Genomic DNA, 19330 nt, shown 5'->3' with positions numbered 1-19330 from the left:
ACGTAGGTCTCTTATTGACGACCAAAGCCGCCCTTCCTACCTTCTTTTCAAACGATGATGGGAGTGGACGCGATGCAGCTGCGAATCAATGGAGAGATCCGAACTTTCGACGCGGAACCTGACACACCTTTGCTCTGGGTGCTCCGCGACATTCTCGACATCAAGGGCCCGAAATTCGGCTGCGGCGTCGCTGCGTGCGGCGCCTGTACGGTTCTGGTCGACGGTCAGCCCGTCCGCTCCTGCTCTTACCCGGTTGATGGGGTCGAAGGTGAGATCACAACGATCGAGGGGATCAGCAACGGCGACACGCTCCACCGCGTGCAAGAGGCATGGATCGAGCATCAGGTCCCGCAATGCGGGTATTGCCAGTCCGGTCAAATCCTCGCCGCGGTCGCCCTGCTCGGCGCAGTGCCAGAGCCCACGGATGAGGATATCGACCTTGCCATGACGAACCTGTGCCGCTGCGGCACCTATCCACGCATCAAGGCCGCGATCAAAACGGCCTCCGGTCAGGGAGCATAAGTGATGGCGCGCAAGAAAAAGAGCCTGTTCGGCAAGATCGTCCGCCGCACCTTCCTGACAGCCGGGGCCGTCGCCGTCGGCGGCGTCGCCTTCGGCGCCTATCTGGTGAACCGCGACCACGACAACCCGCTTGTCGCAGGAGAGGGCGAAGGCGTCTTCAACCCCTTTGTCAAAATCGCAACCGACGGCACCATCACCGTCATTACCCCCCGCGCAGAGATGGGTCAGGGTATCCACACAACCCTCGCTGCGATGGTCGCCGAAGAGCTTGACGTGCCGCTCTCGTCCATCACGACAGAGCATGGCCCGACCGCAGCCGCCTATTACAATGCAGGCATGATGGAAGAAGGCGCTTTCCCGCCTGCCTTCCACAGCGGTCTTGGTGCCGATGCGCAACGCTCTCTGATGGCCTCGATGGGTAAGGTTCTGGGCCTTCAGGTCACTGGCGGCTCCTCCTCTGTCATTGATGGTTTTGACAAGATGCGCGAGGCCGGGGCCGAAGCCCGCGCAGCCCTCGTCACCGCAGCCGCCAACCGCTGGTCGGTCTCACCCGACGTGCTGCAAACCGAAAATGGCAGCGTGATCTATGCCGCCGGTGAACAGTCAGCGACATATGGCGAACTGGTCCTTGAAGCTGCCGAAGTAGAGGTTGAGGAAATCCCGGCCCTCAAATCCCGCCGCGATTGGGCTGTCCTCGGCAAACGCCAGATGCGCACAGACATTGCCGAAAAGGTCACCGGCGCACCGATCTACGGCATCGACGTGCAACTGCCCGACATGCTCTACGGCACGGTCAAAATCAGCCCCCGCTTTGGCGCTGCGGCCGTGTCCTTCGACGACACAGCAGCCCGCGCAGTGCCCGGCGTGCTCGACATCGTTGAGATCGAGACCACGACCGGCAAAGGCTTTGGCATCATTGCCACCAACACCTGGGCGGCCTTCAAAGGCGCCGAAGCGTTGCAGGTCGAATGGGGCGATGCGCCCTACCCGGCCGATGATGCGGGCATCACGAACCGTCTCGTCGCCGCGATCGAGGCTGAAGGAACCCAGTCACTCATGGACCGCGGCGATGTTGATGCAGCCTTTGCCGATCCGCAGGGCACCATCATCGAGGCGGAATACTCCGTGCCCTATCTGGCCCACGCCACGATGGAGCCGATGAATGCCACGGCGCAGCTGACAGAAGAGGGCCTGACGATCTGGGCCGGAACACAGGCCCCCGGCATCGTGCAAAGCCGTTGTGCCGCCCTCGCCGGGCTCGATAAAGACAACGTGACTGTGAACACCGTCTTCCTGGGTGGCGGTTTCGGACGTCGCGGCGAGGTTGATTTCCCGCTCTATGCGACGGCGCTCGCCATGCAGACGGACGGCAAGCCGATCAAGGTCACCTGGACGCGAGAGGAAGATACAACCCACGACACCTACCGCCCCGCCGCCATGGCGCGGATGCGCGCCGTGGTGCCAGAGGGCGCGCGCGCAGATGCGGTTGAGATGAAGGTCGCAGCTCCCTCCATCATCCCCAGCGTGATCGCGCGCACCTATCCCAACCTCTCCGCCGCCGGACCAGACAAGACGCTGACCGATGGGGCCTATAACCAGCCTGTAAATTATGACAATTTTCGGGTTTCAGGCCATGCGGCAGACCTGTCGATTCCGGTCGGGTTCTGGCGGTCCGTTGGTCACTCTTACAACTGTTTCTTCCACGAGGGCTTCATGGACGAGCAGGCCGAGGCCGCCGGGATGGACCCCCTCGCCTATCGCCTCGCAGTGATGGAGGGCGATGACCGCCTCGATCCGGCACGCGGTGTCCTGAACAAGGTGGCCGAAATGTCAGGCTGGCGCGGCTCTGTGCCTCAGGGCAAAGGCCGTGGCCTTGCGCAATCGCTCTGCTTCGGCACGTGGATCGCAATGGTTGTTCAGGTCGATGCCACAGACGATATCCGGATCGAGAAGGTCTGGGCCGCAGCCGATCCCGGCACCGTGATGGACCCGCGCCTGTTCCGCGATCAGGTGATCGGCGGCGCAATCTATGGCTTCTCCGCCGCTTTGGGTGAAGAGATCAATTTCGAAGATGGGCAAGTCGTTCAGCAGAACTTTTGGGACTACAGCTTCATGAATATGGAGCAATGCCCGGAATTCGAGATCGAACTTCTCCAAACATCACCCCATATCGGCGGCGCGGGCGAGGTTGGCACACCCCCGGCTGTTCCAGCACTCGCCAACGCGATCTACGCCGCCACAGGACAGCGCCTGCGCCAGATGCCCCTGTCGCGCGACGTCCGGTTCCTCGGCGTCTAGGTCGGTGTAAGGGATTGAACACGTCCCGGCCCCTGAGCCGGGACCGCTCAAGAACAACGCACCGACCGCGTGGAAGCCGATACCGCGTTTTCAGTGCCGGCCTGAACCACGCGATTCACCCATGCCTCACGTGCTGGATGACGGCTTAGGCGCAGATCACTCGGCCACGGAGATGAGCTGATCCAATCGATGCGCAAGCGCCGCCCTTTGTAGGAGAACCGGCGCGGCACAACAGGATCCGTTGCGCGGGCGCTTTGAGTGATGCGGTTGGTCACCCGTTTTTGGTTGGAGGCTTCAAACCGGGATACCAACCAGAACCCGAAGCCAAGGCAGAGGCAGAGGCAGAGGCAGAGGCAGAGGCAGAGGCAGAGGCAGAGGCAGAGGCAGAGGCAGAGGCAGAAACCACGCAATCACGGTGCCCACACCAGCCAATCGCTCACGGATCGTTAAGGTTAACGCCTAAAATACGATGGAACCTTTGGTGCACAGGTTGTGTACGGGTTGTGCACGCTCTGTGCACATCACCATCAGGCCGTTAACTCTTTTCCAGATTGCCCGGTAATGGTCGCTGTCACGATCTCACCAACAGGCTGAGGCGTCGCGAAACGGACCTCGGTGAACCCTTCGGTCCGCCCCATATCTGCGGCTTCCATCAGAACGCGATGGGTTCTGCCAACCTGCCCGCGCAGATGCGCGCCAACGGCAACCTCCCCCGCCGCACGAAGCTGCGCAGCGCGTTGTTTAATAACGCTTTTCTCAACCTGCGGCATCCGCGCCGCCGGGGTGCCCTGACGTGGCGAATAAGGGAAAACGTGCAACCATGTCAGCCCACATTCCTCGACCAATTTCAACGAGTTCTCGAACATCGCATCGGTCTCTGTCGGAAATCCCGCAATGATATCAGCACCATAGACAATATCAGGACGGGCCGTGCGCATATCCTCGCAGAACCGAATGGCATCATCCCGATTATGACGTCTTTTCATACGCTTAAGGATCATATTGTCGCCTGCTTGCAGGCTCAGATGCAGGTGCGGCATCAGGCGCGGCTCGGTCGCAATCGCTTCGATCAGCGCCGGATCCGCCTCGATGGAGTCGATGGAGCTGATCCGCAACCGGTTGAGATCAGGACATAATTTCAAGATACGCCGCACCAGATCACCCAACTTGGGTTCCGATGGCAGATCAGCACCCCAACTCGTCAAGTCCACTCCGGTCAGTACAACTTCATTATAGCCCTTATCGGCAAGCCTTTGAATTTGCTCAACAACAACGCCCGCTGGCACGGATCGCGAGTTGCCGCGACCGAACGGGATAATGCAAAACGTACACCGATGATCGCAGCCGTTCTGCACCTGCACATAGGCGCGGGAGCGCGTCCCGAACCCGTCAATGAGGTGACCCGCAGTCTCCGTCGCGGCCATGATATCGTCGACGATGACACGCTCCGTTTCCCCAATGAAATCGGGACCTTGGGCTATAGAGTTCCACGTGTCGGCCTGCATCTTCTCAAGGTTTCCGACGACGCGGCCAACCTCATCCATGCTTGCAAACGTCTCCGGTTCCGTCTGAGCAGCACAGCCCGTAACGATCACTTCCGCCTCCGGGTTGTCGCGTTTCAGACGCCGGATGGCCTGTTGCGATTTGCGCACGGCTTCGGCGGTGACAGCGCAAGTGTTTATGACAACGGCGTTTTTCAGCCCCGCTTGCTCTGCCAACTCCTTCATCGCCTCGGTTTCATAGGCGTTCAGACGGCAGCCGAAATTCGTGAAAACCGGCGCGCTCATCGGGGCCAAACCCCGGTGAATGCATAGGAAATGCCGCCAGTCATCCAAACACCGTCATTGCGCCAATCCAGATGCAGATCGCCACCATCAAGGTGGATCGTGACATCGCGCCCGGTCAGCCCGCGGCGATGCGCGGCCACAGCCACAGCGCAGGCGCCCGACCCACATGCCAGCGTTTCTCCTGCGCCGCGCTCCCATGTTCTTTGACGCAAAGAACCATCCGTAAGAGATTGAACAAATTCCACATTTGTACGTTCAGGAAACAGCGGATCATGTTCGAACCGCGCGCCCTCAACTGCAATATCGACGGCCTCCGCATCCTCGACAAAGAACACGCAATGCGGGTTACCCATACCAACCGCCGATGGGGTGCCATCCAGCGGCAAGGCGTTCAGATCCACGTCGCGTGCAAGCGGCACATCCCGCCAGGACAAAACCGGTGGTCCCATATTGACCCGGATAAGTTGTCCGGCGCGCTCTGCCCGCAACAACCCGCCCTCGGTGCGCAGCAGCGCGGAGTCCCGCCCACTTTCGGCCATGGCGAGGTCGGCAATGCAGCGCGAAGCGTTTCCACATGCCCCTGAGGTCGACCCGTCGGAGTTGTAAAACACTACGTCAAAATCTGCCTCATCCGACTCGTGCAGCACCACAAGTTGGTCGAACCCGACCCCGCGATGACGGTCACCGATGGCGCGCACCTCTTCGACCGACGGGATCGGCGCATTGTTGCGCCCGTCGATTATGACGAAGTCATTGCCGAGCCCATGCATCTTGCGAAAGGTCAGCGGTGGTTTGCTCGCAGTATTCATGGTGCGCGATATACGACCTTCCCCCCCAGTTGGGAAGGCAGGTCGCGTTGCGCGGAACGCATGGCCGGGATGACCAGACGAAAAGATTGGGATTTTTTGCGCAACACCGCTTGACCCCCCCGGCCCCTGTTTGTAGGTAGCGCTCCGTGGACGGGCCCTTAGCTCAGTTGGTAGAGCAACTGACTTTTAATCAGTGGGTCGCAGGTTCGAATCCTGCAGGGCTCACCACTATTTTCCAAAGACAGATCAAGGCCAAACCGGCTTGAACAACCTGCACTTGTGCCAGGCACCCCTAGGTATCGCCGTGGGGCGGATAGCGTCGCGCGGATGCAACTATATGTGCGAATTCGCACTTTGGCTTGCGACGCCGAATTGGCCCGGGACCGCAGCTGTGGCAGTGTCTCGCGAAATGATCTTACATCTTGTCTTGCAGGAGCGCCGGATGCGTTTAGCAACAACACTCGCCCTTCTCGGCACCGCCTTCGTCATCAGTGGATGCAATGTCGATGTTGTTCTTCCAATCGAAGATGAAGTGTCTGACGAACAGTTCATCACCGTGGTCGACCTGAACGGGCGCACGCAAAACATCGCAATTATTGACGGCGTAGAACAGCGACCCTGAGCGCACGCAACAGTTGTGAGATCGCAATTCCTCGCGTATCACTTTGTGCAGGACAGACAGGACGCGCGTTTCGACCCAGAAAATGCCTTCACAAGAAAGGCAGAGCGCTAAGAACAGGACGGGCATAGCAATGAAATTCGGCACCACTTTCACGATAGGAACCGTCGCGGTTCTCTTGTCAGGCTGCGTACAGAGTGTTGAGCGGTCGCTGCCCGAACCGGTTGTGATCACCGAACCTGCCACACCCGTTGCGCCGGTTCCCGCCCCTGTTGACCTGACCGCCGGCCCGCCAAATGCAATCCCCGGCCAATGCTATGCTCAGGCAACGCGCCCGGCGCGCTTTGACACCGTGTCGCGCCAAGTGGTTGATCGCCCGGCCACGGAAACGATCAGTGTCATACCGCCCACCTATCGCACCGAAACGGTTCCGGTGGTGATTGAGGAAGCCTATACCCGGGTCGAGACAATCCCAGCGGTCTATGAAACTGTGATGGAAACGGTGGTGATCGAGCCCGCGCGCGAGCGGACGATCACCGTCCCGGCGGAGTTCACCACTGTCACAGAGAGCGTGCCGGTGCGTCCGTCTTATCGGTCCTGGGTGGTTACCGGGCGCATATTGGCCACAGGCACGAGCTCTCAGGGTGGGACCGTGATCGGCAACCGTACGCTCAGCGACGGCACGATTGAGGCACTTATCGAGTTTCCGCCAGAATTCGAAACCGTCACACGCGAAGAGCTGGTGCGGCCAGAGACAACGCGCATTGAAACCATCCCCGCAGTGACGCGAGAAGTCCCGCGCCGCATCGTCGTGGAACCTGCCCGCACCGTTGAAGTCGTTGTACCGGCCGTGACACGTGATGTAGAGCGAACCGTGATTGCAACGGCTGAGCGGATCGAACGCACCCCCGTGCCCGCGACGTTCCGCACCGTGGAAGATCAGGTTGAGGTTCTGCCCGCCTCCAGCGAATGGGTAACAGTGCTCTGCGATACCGCGCAGACGGCCACGGTCGTGCGGGCGTTGCAGCGTGGTTTGGCCGAGCGCGGCTATTACAATGGTGCGGTTGACGGCATCATTGGCAATCGCACGATGCGCGCGGTCCGGGCCTATCAGCTCGACCTTGGCTATGACACGCCAGCAATCACGCTTATCGGCCTCCAGAACCTCGGGATTGTTTCCTGACGCGATCGCGCTTTGATTTTTGACCAAGGGCGCTTTCATCTGGAAGCGCCCTTTTTGCTTGCCCACAAAACCCTTCGAGGAGGCCCCGATGCAGGGATCCGCATATCTCAAAGCCGTCGCGTGGATGTTGCTCGCAACATGCTCGTTCACGGCCATGGCGGTGGCTGGGCGCGAGATTGCGGCGGAGCTCGATACATTTGAATTGATGCTGTATCGCTCGCTGATCGGGATCGGGATTGTAGTGGCGGTGTCGGCCGCAGTCGGACAACTTGGTACGATCCGCGCCCATCGCATGGGCCTGCATGCCTTTCGCAACATCGGTCATTTCAGCGGTCAGAATCTGTGGTTCTTTGCCGTGGCCAGCATTCCATTGGCGCAGGTCGTCGCCCTCGAATTCACCACGCCGCTTTGGGTCGCGATTGCGGCCGCGTTGTTTCTGGGTGAAAGACTAACGCGCTATCGAATGTTCGCCGTCCTGCTGGGTTTCATCGGCGTGTTGATCGTCGCCCGGCCAGATGGGCTGGACCTGTCGCCGGGTGTCGTGGCGGCGGCACTTTGCGCAATTGGGTTTGCCATTTCATTTATCGCGACAAAGAAGTTGAGCCAGACCGAAAGCACCGCATCGATCCTGTTCTGGCTAACGGTCATGCAGGCGTTGTTCTCCCTGATCTGCGCGGGGTGGGATCTGTCGATTGCGGTCCCCTCGCTGGCCATGGCACCTTACGTCCTTTTGGTGTCGATCACCGGGTTGCTCGCCCATTTCTGCATCACCCAGGCGTTGCGCTGTGCGCCAGCCAGTGTGGTCGCACCGCTCGACTTCGCCCGCCTGCCCCTGGTCGCCGTCGTTGGCTGGGCGCTTTATGCCGAGCCATTCGCACTCGCCATTCTGGGCGGCGGCGCACTGATCGTGGTGGCCAATGTGATGAACATTCGTGCGATGGCGCAAGGCCGTTAGACGGCTGGGCAGCGCGGGTCTTGTCGATGGGTTCGCGCCCATGCTAGGCGGTGCGCGAAACACGCCCCGCATCACAGGAGCCTCAGATGAACATCGACAAGATCCCCGCCGGCAAGAACCCGCCCCATGACATCAATGTGGTGATCGAGATCACCGGCGGTGCCGCAGGGGGCGCGCCAGTCAAGTACGAGATCGACAAGGACTCCGGTGCCGTTTTCGTCGACCGGATCGTCAACACTCCGATGTTCTATCCGTGCAACTATGGCTTCGTGCCGAACACGCTGCACGCAGATGGGGACCCGACCGACGTTCTGGTTCTGACCGACTTCCCGCTGCAGCCGGGCACCGTCATTCGTTGCCGCCCGGTTGGTGTGCTGAAGATGGAAGATGATGGCGGCATGGATGACAAGCTGATCGCCGTCCCCGTTGAGAAGGTCGATCCCTTCCAGGCTGGCATTCAGGACCTCAACGATGTGGCCGAGAAGACGCGTGAGCGCATCAAGCACTTCTTCGAGCACTACAAGGATCTTGAGGCTGGCAAGTGGGTCAAGGTCATCGGCTGGGGCGACAAGGCAGAGGCCGAGGCCATCCTGCAAGAGTCCCTGGATGCAATGAACAAAGCCTGATCATTTTTGAAATTCGATCAATTGCCGTCCGGGTTCGCGCCCGGGCGGCATTTTTGTGTTCCCCGCGCAACATAGTTGCGGTCCCCCAAGGGCTGACGTGGCGTTCGAATTGACCGTTTGACTCAGCACTGGCCAAGATAAAGGGCGAATTCCACGAACACGGCGACACAAACGCCGGTATCCACACTCTATGGGGGACGATCCATGAAAAAGAGTACACTGCTCAAAGGGGCGACGATCCTGACGCTTTCGGGCACCACAGCTATCGCAGGCGGCCTCGACCGCTCTGGCCAACCGACAAATATCATATTTGAAGAAGGTCGCTACCTCGAGTTCTCCGTCGGCGATGTGAACCCATCTGTCAACGGAACGGATCCAACCGGCACAGCAACCGGAGATGGGCCGTCGGACTACGTGACATTCGGTGCCGCATTCCGTGATGATTTGAAAGGCGGACTGAGCTACGCTCTCATCCTCGATGAGCCCTACGGCTCGGACACCGGATATCCGCTCAACACCTCACTCTACCAAGGGCTGAGTTCTGATCTTAATTCTGAGGCAGTTACAGCGTTGCTTCGCATGGAAATGCAATCGGGGTTCTCCGTATATGGTGGACTAAAGATACAACGTGTAGAATCTGAAGCCTTCATTCCTGAAGAATCCTTTGAGGCCGTTGTTGCGGCGCGCCTTCGTGCCGCTGGTGCAGCTGCTGCTATCCCGCTCGCACAGGCGGCGATCTCCGACTACACGGTGAATGCGTCTTCTGATACCGGGTATGGGTATGTAGCAGGTATTGCTTATGAACGCCCTGAAATCGCGATGCGTGTTGCGCTAACATACCACTCAGAAGTAGAGCATGAAAACACAACTACGGAGACATTGACATTCTTTAACCAAGCTGCACCAGCAACGCCATCTGTACTCAGCCGAACCACCACTGTGACTACAGATTTTCCGCAAGCTTTCAATCTAGACTTTCAGACTGGAATTGCAGCCGACACTCTTTTGTTCGGACGGATCCGTTGGGCAGAGTATTCAGACTTCACATTGGATCCGCCAGCTTACCGCGCGGCAACCGGCCGTGCGCTGGCTTCGTTCAGCGAAGATGCATGGTCTTACCAGCTCGGGATTGGTCGTCGCTTCAACGAGAACTGGTCTGCGGCCTTCTCGGTATCATATGAGGAAGAAGGCCCAACGACGACTGCATCTGCTCTTTCCCCGGTGAATGGTCGGATCGGTTACACGCTTGGTGCAACGTACACTCTCGACAACATGCGCATTACCGGTGGCATCAACTACACCGACCTAGGCGACCTTTCTACGACATCAACTGGCACATTCCGGGACAACGATTCACTGTCGTTTGGTCTTCGGATAGGCTTCCAGCTTTAAGCTGAGCACTTCTGGGACAGTGAAAGGCCCGCTATTGGTGGGCCTTTTGCTGTTGTGCCGCATGATCCGGGTGGTGGCGCAAGGACCACGGTCATAGGGTGCCTTTATGACCGAACAACGCACCATGACGAATGCAGCCTGGGCCCAACTGATACTGTTGGCGCTGATCTGGGGCGGTTCCTTCTTCTCCATTGCCATTGCCTTGCGTGAAGTCAGTGTGTTGCAAAGCGTGCTGCACCGTGTTGGCTGGGCCGCACTGGCGCTTTGGGTGATCGCGTTGGCGCAAGGGCACAGCGTGCCACGTTCCCTCAAAATATGGATTGGCTTCATGGGGATGGGGCTTCTCAACAATATCATTCCCTTCACCCTGATGGCCTGGGGCCAGACGGAAATTGAAACCGGCCTTGTGTCGATCCTGAACGCCTCCACCGCATTGTTCGGAGTTGTGATCGCCGCAGCCCTTTTGCGAGATGAACAGCTTACCCGCGCCAAGGCCGTTGGCACAGCGCTCGGCTTCGCCGGTGTGGTGACCGTCATTGGATGGAGTGCGCTCAAGAGCTTTGACATCCGCTCTGCCGCACAGCTTGCCGTGATCGGCGGTACGGTTTCCTATGCATTCGCAGGGGTCTGGGCCCGGTATATGTTGCAGGGACTTAGCCCGGTTGTTGCCGCGGCGGGGATGCTGCTGGCCTCAACCCTGATCATGTTGCCTGTCGTTTTGGTCTATGAAGGCCTGCCTTCGTTGAAGCTCAATTTCAACACGTGGGCCGCTATCGGATATTATGCGCTGATCGCGACGGCTGGCGCTTACCTGCTTTACTACCGGATTCTGGCGGTGGCGGGATCGTCCAACCTCATGCTTGTCACGCTGCTGATCCCTCCGGTTGCAATCGCTCTAGGGGCGACCTTTTTGGGGGAGACGTTGCCGCCCTCTGCCCTGCCCGGTTTTGCTCTAATCGCACTCGGGCTTCTGGTCATCGACGGGCGCCTTGGTCGTGCCCTTTTCAAGCGGTCGCCCAGCAGATAACTCTCTTGCAGGCCTGCAAGCGAAGGACGGCGCGACATGCTTTACCCCACTGCCCGCGAATGGACGGATGCCGCGCATAAGAGCGTGTCGATCTATGGCATGTCCGGTCTTGGCAAAACCTATGTCAGCGATTTGCTGCGCGGCACTGGGAACTGGTTTCATTACAGCGTCGATTACCGCATCGGCACCCGGTATATGGGCGAGCATATCGTCGACAATTTCAAGCGCGAAGCGATGAAGGTTCCTTTCCTTGCCGAGCTTCTGAAATCAGATTCGATCTATATCGGATCAAACATCACATTCGAAAATCTTGATCCGCTATCCACCTATCTCGGCAAGCCCGGCGACGTCGATAAGGGCGGTATTCCCATCGCAGACTATCACGCGCGACAAGAGCAGCACCGCAGGGCGGAGATTGCGGCGCTGATCGATACGGTCGCCTTCGCGAAACGGGCGCAGGATATCTACGGCTATCCGCATTTCGTCTGCGATACCGGCGGCTCGATCTGTGAGGTGGTCGATCCGGCAGCGGCGCTTGATCCCGTTCTGGACGCGCTCGACAACGCGACTTTGCCAATCTGGATCAAAGGCACTGACGACCACGTCGATGAGCTGTGCCGCCGCTTCGATCGGCAGCCCAAGCCGATGTATTATCAACCGTCAGAGCTCGAAACCAATTGGTCCGATTGGCTGGCAGAGACCGGTGATGCCCCCGAAAAGGTCGATCCGGACGCCTTCATCCGGTGGTCCTTCCGTCGCCTGATCGAACGCCGTCAGGGCCGATATGCCGCAATGGCCGGACGCATGGGCATCACATTGGAGGCCGCTGACGTCGCAACGGTGCGGAAAGCCGAGGACTTTGTCGAACTCGTTGCGGCCGCGCTCCCCGCGTCGTGACTTGCGTGTGATGCGCTGACCGCCTACGTCTCACCCTCCAAAGATCGGAGAAGACCAATGCCCATCAAGATCCCTCGAGACCTGCCCGCCCATAAAGTGCTGCGGTCCGAAGGGGTCATGGTGATTGGCGACGACCGGGCCATGCGGCAGGACATCCGTCCGCTTCAGATCGCACTTCTCAACCTGATGCCGATGAAGATTGAGACGGAGACGCAATTCGCGCGCCTGATCGGGGCAACTCCGCTGCAGATCGAGTTCACCCTGATCCGCATGAGCGAGCATCAGTCACGTCACACCGCGCCGGAGCATATGGAGGCGTTCTACAAGACCTTCGAAGAGGTGAAGGACCGCAAGTTTGACGGCCTCATCATCACTGGTGCGCCCATCGAATTGCTGCCCTTTGCAGAGGTCAGCTATTGGGATGAGCTTGAGCGCATCTTTGCTTGGACGCAGACCCATGTGCATTCCACCCTTGCCGTCTGTTGGGGGGCGCAAGCCATGCTGAACCATTTGCATGATGTGCCCAAACACGCCCTCGATGCGAAACGGTTCGGGGCTTATCGCCACCAGGTCCTCGACGAAACCTCGCCCTATCTGCGGGGGTTTTCGGACAATCTCGTGGTTCCCGTCAGCCGCTGGACCGAGGTGCGTGCCGATGATCTGGAGGGCAAACCGCTAAAGCTGCTGATCACATCTGACGAGGCCGGACCCTGTCTGATCGAGGATGAGGCGCATCGCGCGCTCTACATGTTCAATCACCTTGAATATGACAGCGGCACGCTGAAGAAGGAATATGATCGGGACGTCGCTGCGGGCAAAGAGATCAATGTGCCCATGAACTATTACCCCGATGATGATCCGACCCAGGTGCCAGAGAACCGGTGGCGCTCTCACGCGCATCTGCTTTATGGCAACTGGATCAACCAGATTTATCAGACCACGGACTTCCATTGGGTTGCCTGACAGAGCCGACAGGCCAGTTTCTGACCGTTGGCAAGACCCGGCTGCACTATCGTCAGGTCGGAACCGGCCCTGATCTGGTTGCCTTGCACGGTGCAAGCGGAAATCTGCGTGACTGGGATATGGGACAGCTTGACAGGCTGGCCAAACGTTGGCGGGTAACGCTGTTTGACAGGCCCGGCGCAGGGTTCACGACCCGCGCGCCGGGCATGCACAATCCACATCGACAGGCTGCACTGCTGCGCGCGGCGCTGACACCGCTGGGGGTCAAGAACCCCGTGCTGCTGGGCCATTCTTTTGGCGGGACTGTCGCGCTCGCCTGGGCACTTGATGCGCCAGACACTGTGAAGGGATTGTGCCTGATGGCGGCCCCTTCCCACCCCTGGCCAGGCACCGTCGGACGGCTCTACGAAATTGGAGATTTGCCTTGGATCGGCGCGCTGGTTGCCTGGGCTTATCCGCGGTTGGCATCGGATAGGCTGATAGACCAGAGCATTCGCAATGTGTTCCATCCAGATCAGCCGCCCCAGAATTATCGTCGTGGCCTTTGCGCGGAGCTGGCGACGCGATATGCGACCGTCCGGGCAAACATCGCGGACATCAACCGGCTGAAGCCCTATATCATTCGCATGGCTGAGCGGTATGGCGGATTGGCGCTACCGGTGGAAATCCTGCATGGTGACCACGACGGGACAGTCCCGCTCGACATACATTCGCGGCGGCTTGCACCGGTTTTGCCAAATGGACGACTGCAAGTCCTCGAAAACACCGGGCATATGCCCCATCATAGCAGACAGGACGACATGTTTGCCGCGTTGGAGCGGCTGAGGGAGGCATGATGGACAAGGACCTGATTGGACAGATCACCGCCTATTTTGAGGACGAGGCTCCGAAATCCGTCCGCAAGGCGATCGAGGATGCGGGCAAAAAGGACATCCTCAACCCCGATTATCCCTATGACATGGTCCTGCCCAAGGATGTCTATGAAGCGCAAATGGAGGCGCTTCAGATCGAACTGGTCAAGATGCAGGACTGGGTGCGGGAAACGGGCGCACGGGTGGTCGTTGTTTTCGAAGGGCGCGATGCGGCTGGGAAAGGTGGCACGATCAAGCGTGTGCGCGAAAACCTGAACCCGCGCGTCGCACGGATCGTCGCATTGTCAAAACCCACCCCGACAGAAGCAGGGCAATGGTATTTCCAAAGATATATCAAGCACCTGCCGACGGACGGTCAGATCACCCTCTTTGATCGCAGCTGGTACAATCGCGGCGTTGTGGAACATGTTTTCGGCTTCTGCACACCCGAGGAACGGGAACAGTTCTTCGGACAGTTACCTGATTTTGAGCGACTGCTGGTGGGGGACGGCATTCACCTCAGCAAGCTTTGGCTGAATGTTGGCCGCGCTGAGCAGTTGCGCCGCTTCCTGAAACGGGAACGCGATCCGCTCAAACAATGGAAACTTTCGGGCATCGATGTGAAAGGCCTGTCGCGCTGGGACGCCTATTCAGACGCGATTGCCGAGACGCTGGAACGATCCCACCTCGACCACGCGCCCTGGACGGTCATCCGATCCGATGACAAGAAAAGGGCGCGACTGGCCGCGATCCGGCATATCCTAAGCTCCGTGCCCTATGAGGGTCGCCGTGATGAAGTTTTGGCGCGGGACGATGCGGTTTGCGGCGGGCCCGGAATTTTGGGATTGGACGTCTGATCGTGCCTGAAACCAAGGGTCGCAAAGGCTATCACCATGGCAATCTCAGACAGGCCCTCGTCGACGCAGCGTTGTCGCTGATCGAGGAAAAGGGCCCGAATGGGTTTACCCTTGCCGAGGCGGCGCGGCTTGCCGGTGTCTCCGCCGCCGCGCCCTATCGGCACTTCAAGGGGCGCGAAGATGTCATCGAGGAGATGGCACTTCAGGGCTTTGAAATTTTTGCCGATCTGTTGGAGCATGCCCATGATGACGGGGCACCCAGTGCACTGGCGGCGTTTGAGACGGTGGGCCGCGCGTATCTCTATTTCGCCCGCACCCAGCCGGGCCACTACATCGCGATGTTCGAGAGTGGCGTGTCCGTGACGGCCAACCCCGCCCTTGCACAAGCGTCAGATCGGGCCTTCGGCGTGTTGGAGCGGGCGGCGAGTGATATGACGGCCCATCTGCCAGAGGCGGACCGACCGCCTGCAAGCCTTGTCAGCCGGCACATCTGGGCGATGAGCCACGGTGTTGTCGAACTGTTTGCGCGCGGGGCCCCCGGACGGCGGGCGCCCTTCTCCCCCGAAGAGATGTTGGAATCCGGGATCGGCATTTACCTGCGCGGTCTGGGCGTGATCCCCCGCCCCTGACGATTAATCTAGCCAGCAAGGGGAATGGATGCGGTCCGCGGCACGGCCTGGAGCGCATCGCCCAGCAAATCGCGCCAGTGACCCGATGGCTTTTCAATCAGGTCCACCAGTTCCTCCTCAGACACGGGCTGCCCGAACAGCCAGCCTTGCAGCAGATCGCAGCCGAGTTCCGTCAGGATCCGGGCCTGCGCGGCGGTCTCGACCCCTTCGGCCAACACCTCGATACCCAGCGTACGCCCGATATCAATCATCGCCGCAACGATCTGTCTGGCCTCGGCGCTGTCGGGCAGATCGGTCACGAATTGCCGGTCCAGCTTCATAACATCTGGCGCTACCGATGACAGGCTGACAATCGAGGCGCGCCCTGTGCCGAAATCGTCGATCTCAACCCCGACCCCGCGGGCTTTCAACGCATCTATCGGCTGACGCCATTCCGCCTCTGCCCCGTCGAACAGGATCGTTTCGATCAGTTCGATGCTGAGCGCGCCACGCGGAAGGCCAAGGGCGTCGATGTCGTCGAGCAATCCCTCGCGTGTCAAACCTTCGGCGGAGATATTGGCGCTGAGCTTTGGCACATCCGTACGGGCTTGATGGAGTTTGGCAAAGACCCGACCTGCATCTTTCAGGATGGCGGCATCCAGCTCTGCCAGGCGCCCAGTCTTTTCTGCAATGTCGAGGAAGGATCCCGGGGTAAGTACCCCGTCGCTTGGATGATACCAGCGGGCCAATGCCTCCACCCCAACGAGCCGGGCCGTGCTGACCCGGATCTGTGCTTGGTAGTGTGCCCGCATCTCACCCTTGCTGAGCGCGTTTTCAAACGCGGCGGCGCGGCGCTCATGCCTGCGGGCCTCGATCTGCATGCGCGGCTCGAAAAGGACAACTTGCCCACGCCCCTGCGCCTTCGCCCTGTAGAGCGCAAGGTCTGCGGCCACGAGCAGCGCGTCGGGGTCCCGCCCTGCATCCTCTGGCACGGCGATGCCGATACTCGCCCCCACGCGCAGCGAATGGCCGCGAAAAGTGACTGGTTGGTCAAGTTCGGCCTGTATCTGTGCCGCCACATCAAGGATCGGACCCGCCCGTCCGTCATGATCACACAGGATAGTGAATTCATCGCCACCGACCCGGGCCACGAAATCCCCCAATCGGGACGCACGGCTGATTGTGCAGGCAACATGTTGCAGGACGTGATCGCCCGCAAAATGCCCTGCCGTGTCATTGATCTGTTTGAACAGATCAAGATCGATGGTGATCACTGCGATGCTGTCGCTGCCCGCCGACGCCTCTTTCAACCGGCGTTCAAAGTAACGGCGATTGGCCAGCCCGGTATGTGCATCATGCAAGCTGACATATTCGATTTTGTCAGCGGCCTCGGCCAGCAGCAGCGCCTTTGCATCAGATTCCGCCTTGAGCAGTTTCATCTCCTCCAATGCGTCGGCGGCCTGATCGCGGAAATTCGTAATATCAAACATGGTCGCCCCGATCAGGGCCGAACCTGACGGATTTTGAAGAGGCACCTTGTGCACGAGGAATTTTCGCCGATCGGGCGCGCGCCATTCCGTCAGCAACTGCCCCTCAGCCAGACAGGTGCGATCCTCCCGCAAATAGGCCGCGGCTCGCTGCGCACCAAACAACGCCTGTCCGTTGCGGCCCACGATCTTGCATCCGGGATAGAGCGCGCGGAAGGCTGCGTTTGCATAGGTAAATGTCTGGTTGATCCGCTTGATAAAGATCGGACAGGCCGTCTGATCCAGCAACTGGCGAATACCCGGCTCGGGGGAGTGCAGGTCTGGAATACCAACGGGCATAGGGTCCCCTCCTCCCCCTATCTGAGCCAGAAACCCTTACTAGAACCTTATCATCACAAATGCTGAAGATTTTTTGAGAGAAACACTTGAAGGGTGGAGAGTGGTCTCCCAGATATGTTAATGTGAATAACATTTACATCTGAAAGGACCCCTGATGAGCACCGCCACCGCCTATCTGAACAATGCCGAAACCTGGCTCGACGAGCGTGGCAAAGGCGCATGGATCGCAGCCATGGTGCTGGGATTCATCTTCTTCTGGCCCATCGGGCTGGCCCTGCTGTTCTACATGATCTGGAGTAAACGTATGTCTGGTACTTCCTGCGCCCGCCGTTCCAACCGCCGTATGGCCCGTCGTTATGGCCCGGCAAGCTCTGGCAATGCCGCCTTCGACGCCTATCGCGACGACACGATCCGTCGCCTTGAGGAAGAGCAGGCCGCGTTCCACCAGTTCATGGACAACCTGCGTAACGCACGAGATAAGGCAGAGTTCGACCAGTTCATGAATGAGCGTCGCAGCGCGCCCAAGGCGGATGTGACCGCGGATGAGGCCGAAATGGCCGAGGATCAGCCCGCGCGCTGATTTCAAACCGAAAACGGAACGGCCCCCCATGGTTGCGGGGCCGCCTCCCTCCCCCAATATCAAGACGACACCCAGAATAATGAGGACCGCCCCCATGACCGCCAGCCGTGCCTATAACCCGAATTACCGCGCCCATGCCGGTCTGCCGGACCCGGCCCGCGATCCGCAATTCTACGATGGCGTGGTGTTCAAGCGCTTCATGGCGTGGATTCTCGACTTCGCCTTCATCTTCATCCTTTGGCTTGTGGCGGGTATTGTGACGCTGACGCTGGCCTGGTGGGTATTGCCACTCTGGGTCGTGGTTGACTTCACATACCGCGTCCTGACCCTCACCGGCAGGTCCGCAACCTGGGGCATGCGCGCCATGGGCATTGAGCTGCGCGACGGGTTCGGGCAGAAGTTCGGCTTCGGGCAGGCAATCGTTCACACCGCGCTGTTCTATGTCTCGGTCGGCTTCATTCTAAGCCATGTCCTTTCTATCATCCTGATGATCGGGACGGCACGCGGTCAGGCGCTGCATGATATTCCGCTTGGATCGACGGCAATTAACAGACCTGCCGATTGACAGACCGGGCGCGGTGACCCACCCTTTAGGGAGACTTCTCGCAAGACCCCCTAAATGAACGGATGCCGCGCATGCGCCACCTGACGCAAAACATGCCGCAATTCTATGTGACGGCACCCCAGCCCTGCCCGTACCTGCCGGGCAGGGTTGAGCGTAAGTTGTTCACGGCCTTGCAAGGCGCGGACGCGCAAAGTTTCAACGACGCCCTGTCGCGCCAGGGATTTCGCCGGTCCCAAAACGTCCTCTACCGACCGTCCTGCGCGGATTGTAATGCCTGCCTATCCGCCCGCATCCGGGTCGCCGATTTCAAGCCGACGCGCAGCCAGCGCCGCGTCATGAAACGGAACGAGGATTTGAGCCGGTCGGGCACTTCCCCCTGGGCCACAGAAGAGCAATACGATCTGTTCCGACGGTATCTGGATGACCGTCATGCGGATGGCGGCATGGCCGACATGGACATGTTCGAATTTGCCGCGATGATCGAAGAGACACCCGTGCGCAGCCGCGTGGTAGAATATACCGATCAGACCGGACGTCTGACGGCGACATGCCTGACCGACGTTCTCGAAGATGGCGTCTCCATGGTCTATTCCTTCTTCGAGCCGGATGCAGCGCGCCGCTCACTGGGCAGCTACCTGATCCTCGACCACATCCGCATCGCACGGGAGGCTGGCTTGCCCTATGTCTATTTGGGCTATTGGGTGCGCGGGTCCGAGAAGATGGACTATAAGGCGAAATTCAAGCCGCTTGAGGTCTATGCCGGGGGCGCATGGCGCGATCTGGACAGCGACGATCCCACCGCGGCACGGGACCATCCGCTCGACAGAGATCCGATTCAGGATCAAGTGGCCGCGATTGTTCTGCCCGAGCACTGATAGGGCACAGCCCCTCTCTCCTCCTTCGAAACGAATTCAAATCTGAGGCGTTACCCCCTCAGAGCGGCCGGTATTTCGCCGCTGAATTGC

General features: G+C 59.5%; 19 protein-coding genes and 1 tRNA gene. 17 read left to right on the top strand and 3 right to left on the bottom strand.

Features of this window, described 5'->3' with window-relative positions; genetic code table 11:
* The first annotated feature begins 72 nt into the window (after positions 1 to 72).
* Together POI8812_RS07785 and POI8812_RS07780 are read left to right on the top strand one after the other, a co-directional pair.
* Positions 73 to 522: a (2Fe-2S)-binding protein gene (locus POI8812_RS07785; RefSeq protein ID WP_108782515.1), complete on the top strand. Its 450-nt coding sequence runs from the start codon at positions 73 to 75 to the stop codon at positions 520 to 522.
* A gap of 3 nt (positions 523 to 525) precedes the next feature.
* Positions 526 to 2820, top strand: coding sequence for a xanthine dehydrogenase family protein molybdopterin-binding subunit (locus POI8812_RS07780; RefSeq protein WP_108781986.1), 2295 nt, complete (start codon positions 526 to 528; stop codon positions 2818 to 2820).
* Between the two features lie 527 nt (positions 2821 to 3347).
* Here POI8812_RS07780 and mtaB read toward each other — a convergent pair.
* Positions 3348 to 4607 (bottom strand): tRNA (N(6)-L-threonylcarbamoyladenosine(37)-C(2))-methylthiotransferase MtaB, encoded by a 1260-nt coding sequence (mtaB, locus tag POI8812_RS07770; protein WP_108781984.1) that lies wholly within the window; start codon positions 4605 to 4607, stop codon positions 3348 to 3350.
* Positions 4604 to 5416, bottom strand: coding sequence for a diaminopimelate epimerase (gene dapF / locus POI8812_RS07765; RefSeq protein ID WP_108781983.1), 813 nt, complete (start codon positions 5414 to 5416; stop codon positions 4604 to 4606). The genes mtaB and dapF overlap by 4 nt, the downstream gene beginning before the upstream one ends.
* Before the next feature lie 152 nt (positions 5417 to 5568).
* Between dapF and POI8812_RS07760 the strand changes: the two genes are divergently transcribed.
* The 12 genes from POI8812_RS07760 to POI8812_RS07705 all read left to right on the top strand — a co-directional run bounded on the left by POI8812_RS07760 (position 5569) and on the right by POI8812_RS07705 (position 15415).
* Positions 5569 to 5644 (top strand) — tRNA-Lys (locus POI8812_RS07760).
* Positions 5645 to 5858: 214 nt separating this feature from the next.
* A complete protein-coding gene (locus tag POI8812_RS17550; RefSeq protein ID WP_146186137.1) occupies positions 5859 to 6038 on the top strand; it encodes a hypothetical protein in 180 nt (59 codons plus the stop codon).
* A 130-nt stretch (positions 6039 to 6168) separates the two neighbouring features.
* A complete protein-coding gene (locus POI8812_RS07750) occupies positions 6169 to 7218 on the top strand; it encodes a peptidoglycan-binding domain-containing protein (protein ID WP_162844948.1) in 1050 nt (349 codons plus the stop codon).
* Positions 7219 to 7306: 88 nt separating this feature from the next.
* On the top strand, positions 7307 to 8173 hold the full coding sequence (locus tag POI8812_RS07745; RefSeq protein ID WP_108781980.1) for a DMT family transporter: 867 nt from the start codon (positions 7307 to 7309) through the stop codon (positions 8171 to 8173).
* An 86-nt stretch (positions 8174 to 8259) separates the two neighbouring features.
* Entirely contained in the window at positions 8260 to 8799 is a 540-nt protein-coding gene (gene ppa / locus POI8812_RS07740; RefSeq protein WP_108781979.1) for an inorganic diphosphatase, read from the top strand.
* Positions 8800 to 9003: 204 nt separating this feature from the next.
* Positions 9004 to 10191 (top strand): OmpP1/FadL family transporter, encoded by a 1188-nt coding sequence (locus POI8812_RS07735; protein ID WP_108781978.1) that lies wholly within the window; start codon positions 9004 to 9006, stop codon positions 10189 to 10191.
* Between the two features lie 106 nt (positions 10192 to 10297).
* A complete protein-coding gene (locus POI8812_RS07730) occupies positions 10298 to 11218 on the top strand; it encodes a DMT family transporter (protein WP_108781977.1) in 921 nt (306 codons plus the stop codon).
* A 36-nt stretch (positions 11219 to 11254) separates the two neighbouring features.
* Positions 11255 to 12115 carry an ATPase gene (locus POI8812_RS07725; protein ID WP_108781976.1) on the top strand — a complete coding sequence of 287 codons (861 nt, stop codon included), beginning with the start codon at positions 11255 to 11257 and terminating at the stop codon, positions 12113 to 12115.
* A gap of 57 nt (positions 12116 to 12172) precedes the next feature.
* Positions 12173 to 13078, top strand: a complete 906-nt coding sequence (gene metA / locus POI8812_RS07720; protein ID WP_108781975.1) for a homoserine O-acetyltransferase MetA — start codon at positions 12173 to 12175, stop codon at positions 13076 to 13078.
* Complete coding sequence (locus tag POI8812_RS07715) at positions 13066 to 13914, top strand: alpha/beta fold hydrolase (protein ID WP_108781974.1); 849 nt, start codon at positions 13066 to 13068, stop codon at positions 13912 to 13914. The genes metA and POI8812_RS07715 overlap by 13 nt, the downstream gene beginning before the upstream one ends.
* Complete coding sequence (gene ppk2 / locus POI8812_RS07710; protein WP_108782514.1) at positions 13914 to 14786, top strand: polyphosphate kinase 2; 873 nt, start codon at positions 13914 to 13916, stop codon at positions 14784 to 14786. Before POI8812_RS07715 ends, ppk2 begins: the two co-directional genes overlap by 1 nt.
* 2 nt (positions 14787 to 14788) lie before the next feature.
* Complete coding sequence (locus tag POI8812_RS07705) at positions 14789 to 15415, top strand: TetR/AcrR family transcriptional regulator (protein WP_108782513.1); 627 nt, start codon at positions 14789 to 14791, stop codon at positions 15413 to 15415.
* A gap of 8 nt (positions 15416 to 15423) precedes the next feature.
* On the opposite strand, the gene POI8812_RS07700 is transcribed toward POI8812_RS07705, so the two are convergent.
* Complete coding sequence (locus tag POI8812_RS07700; RefSeq protein WP_108781973.1) at positions 15424 to 17220, bottom strand: putative bifunctional diguanylate cyclase/phosphodiesterase; 1797 nt, start codon at positions 17218 to 17220, stop codon at positions 15424 to 15426.
* Positions 17221 to 17374: 154 nt separating this feature from the next.
* Here POI8812_RS07700 and POI8812_RS07695 point away from each other — a divergent pair, with 154 nt between their 5' ends.
* The 3 genes from POI8812_RS07695 to POI8812_RS07685 all read left to right on the top strand — a co-directional run bounded on the left by POI8812_RS07695 (position 17375) and on the right by POI8812_RS07685 (position 19240).
* Complete coding sequence (locus POI8812_RS07695; RefSeq protein ID WP_108781972.1) at positions 17375 to 17800, top strand: DUF2852 domain-containing protein; 426 nt, start codon at positions 17375 to 17377, stop codon at positions 17798 to 17800.
* A 94-nt stretch (positions 17801 to 17894) separates the two neighbouring features.
* Positions 17895 to 18365: an RDD family protein gene (locus POI8812_RS07690; RefSeq protein ID WP_162844947.1), complete on the top strand. Its 471-nt coding sequence runs from the start codon at positions 17895 to 17897 to the stop codon at positions 18363 to 18365.
* A gap of 71 nt (positions 18366 to 18436) precedes the next feature.
* Positions 18437 to 19240, top strand: a complete 804-nt coding sequence (locus tag POI8812_RS07685; protein ID WP_108782512.1) for an arginyltransferase — start codon at positions 18437 to 18439, stop codon at positions 19238 to 19240.
* Positions 19241 to 19330: the final 90 nt, after the last annotated feature.

Origin of the sequence: Pontivivens insulae (assembly GCF_900302495.1) — a bacterium.
Taxonomy (GTDB): Bacteria; Pseudomonadota; Alphaproteobacteria; order Rhodobacterales; family Rhodobacteraceae; genus Pontivivens; species Pontivivens insulae.
Note: the sequence above shows the minus strand (reverse complement) of the source record. Positions and strands in the feature narration are given on the sequence as shown.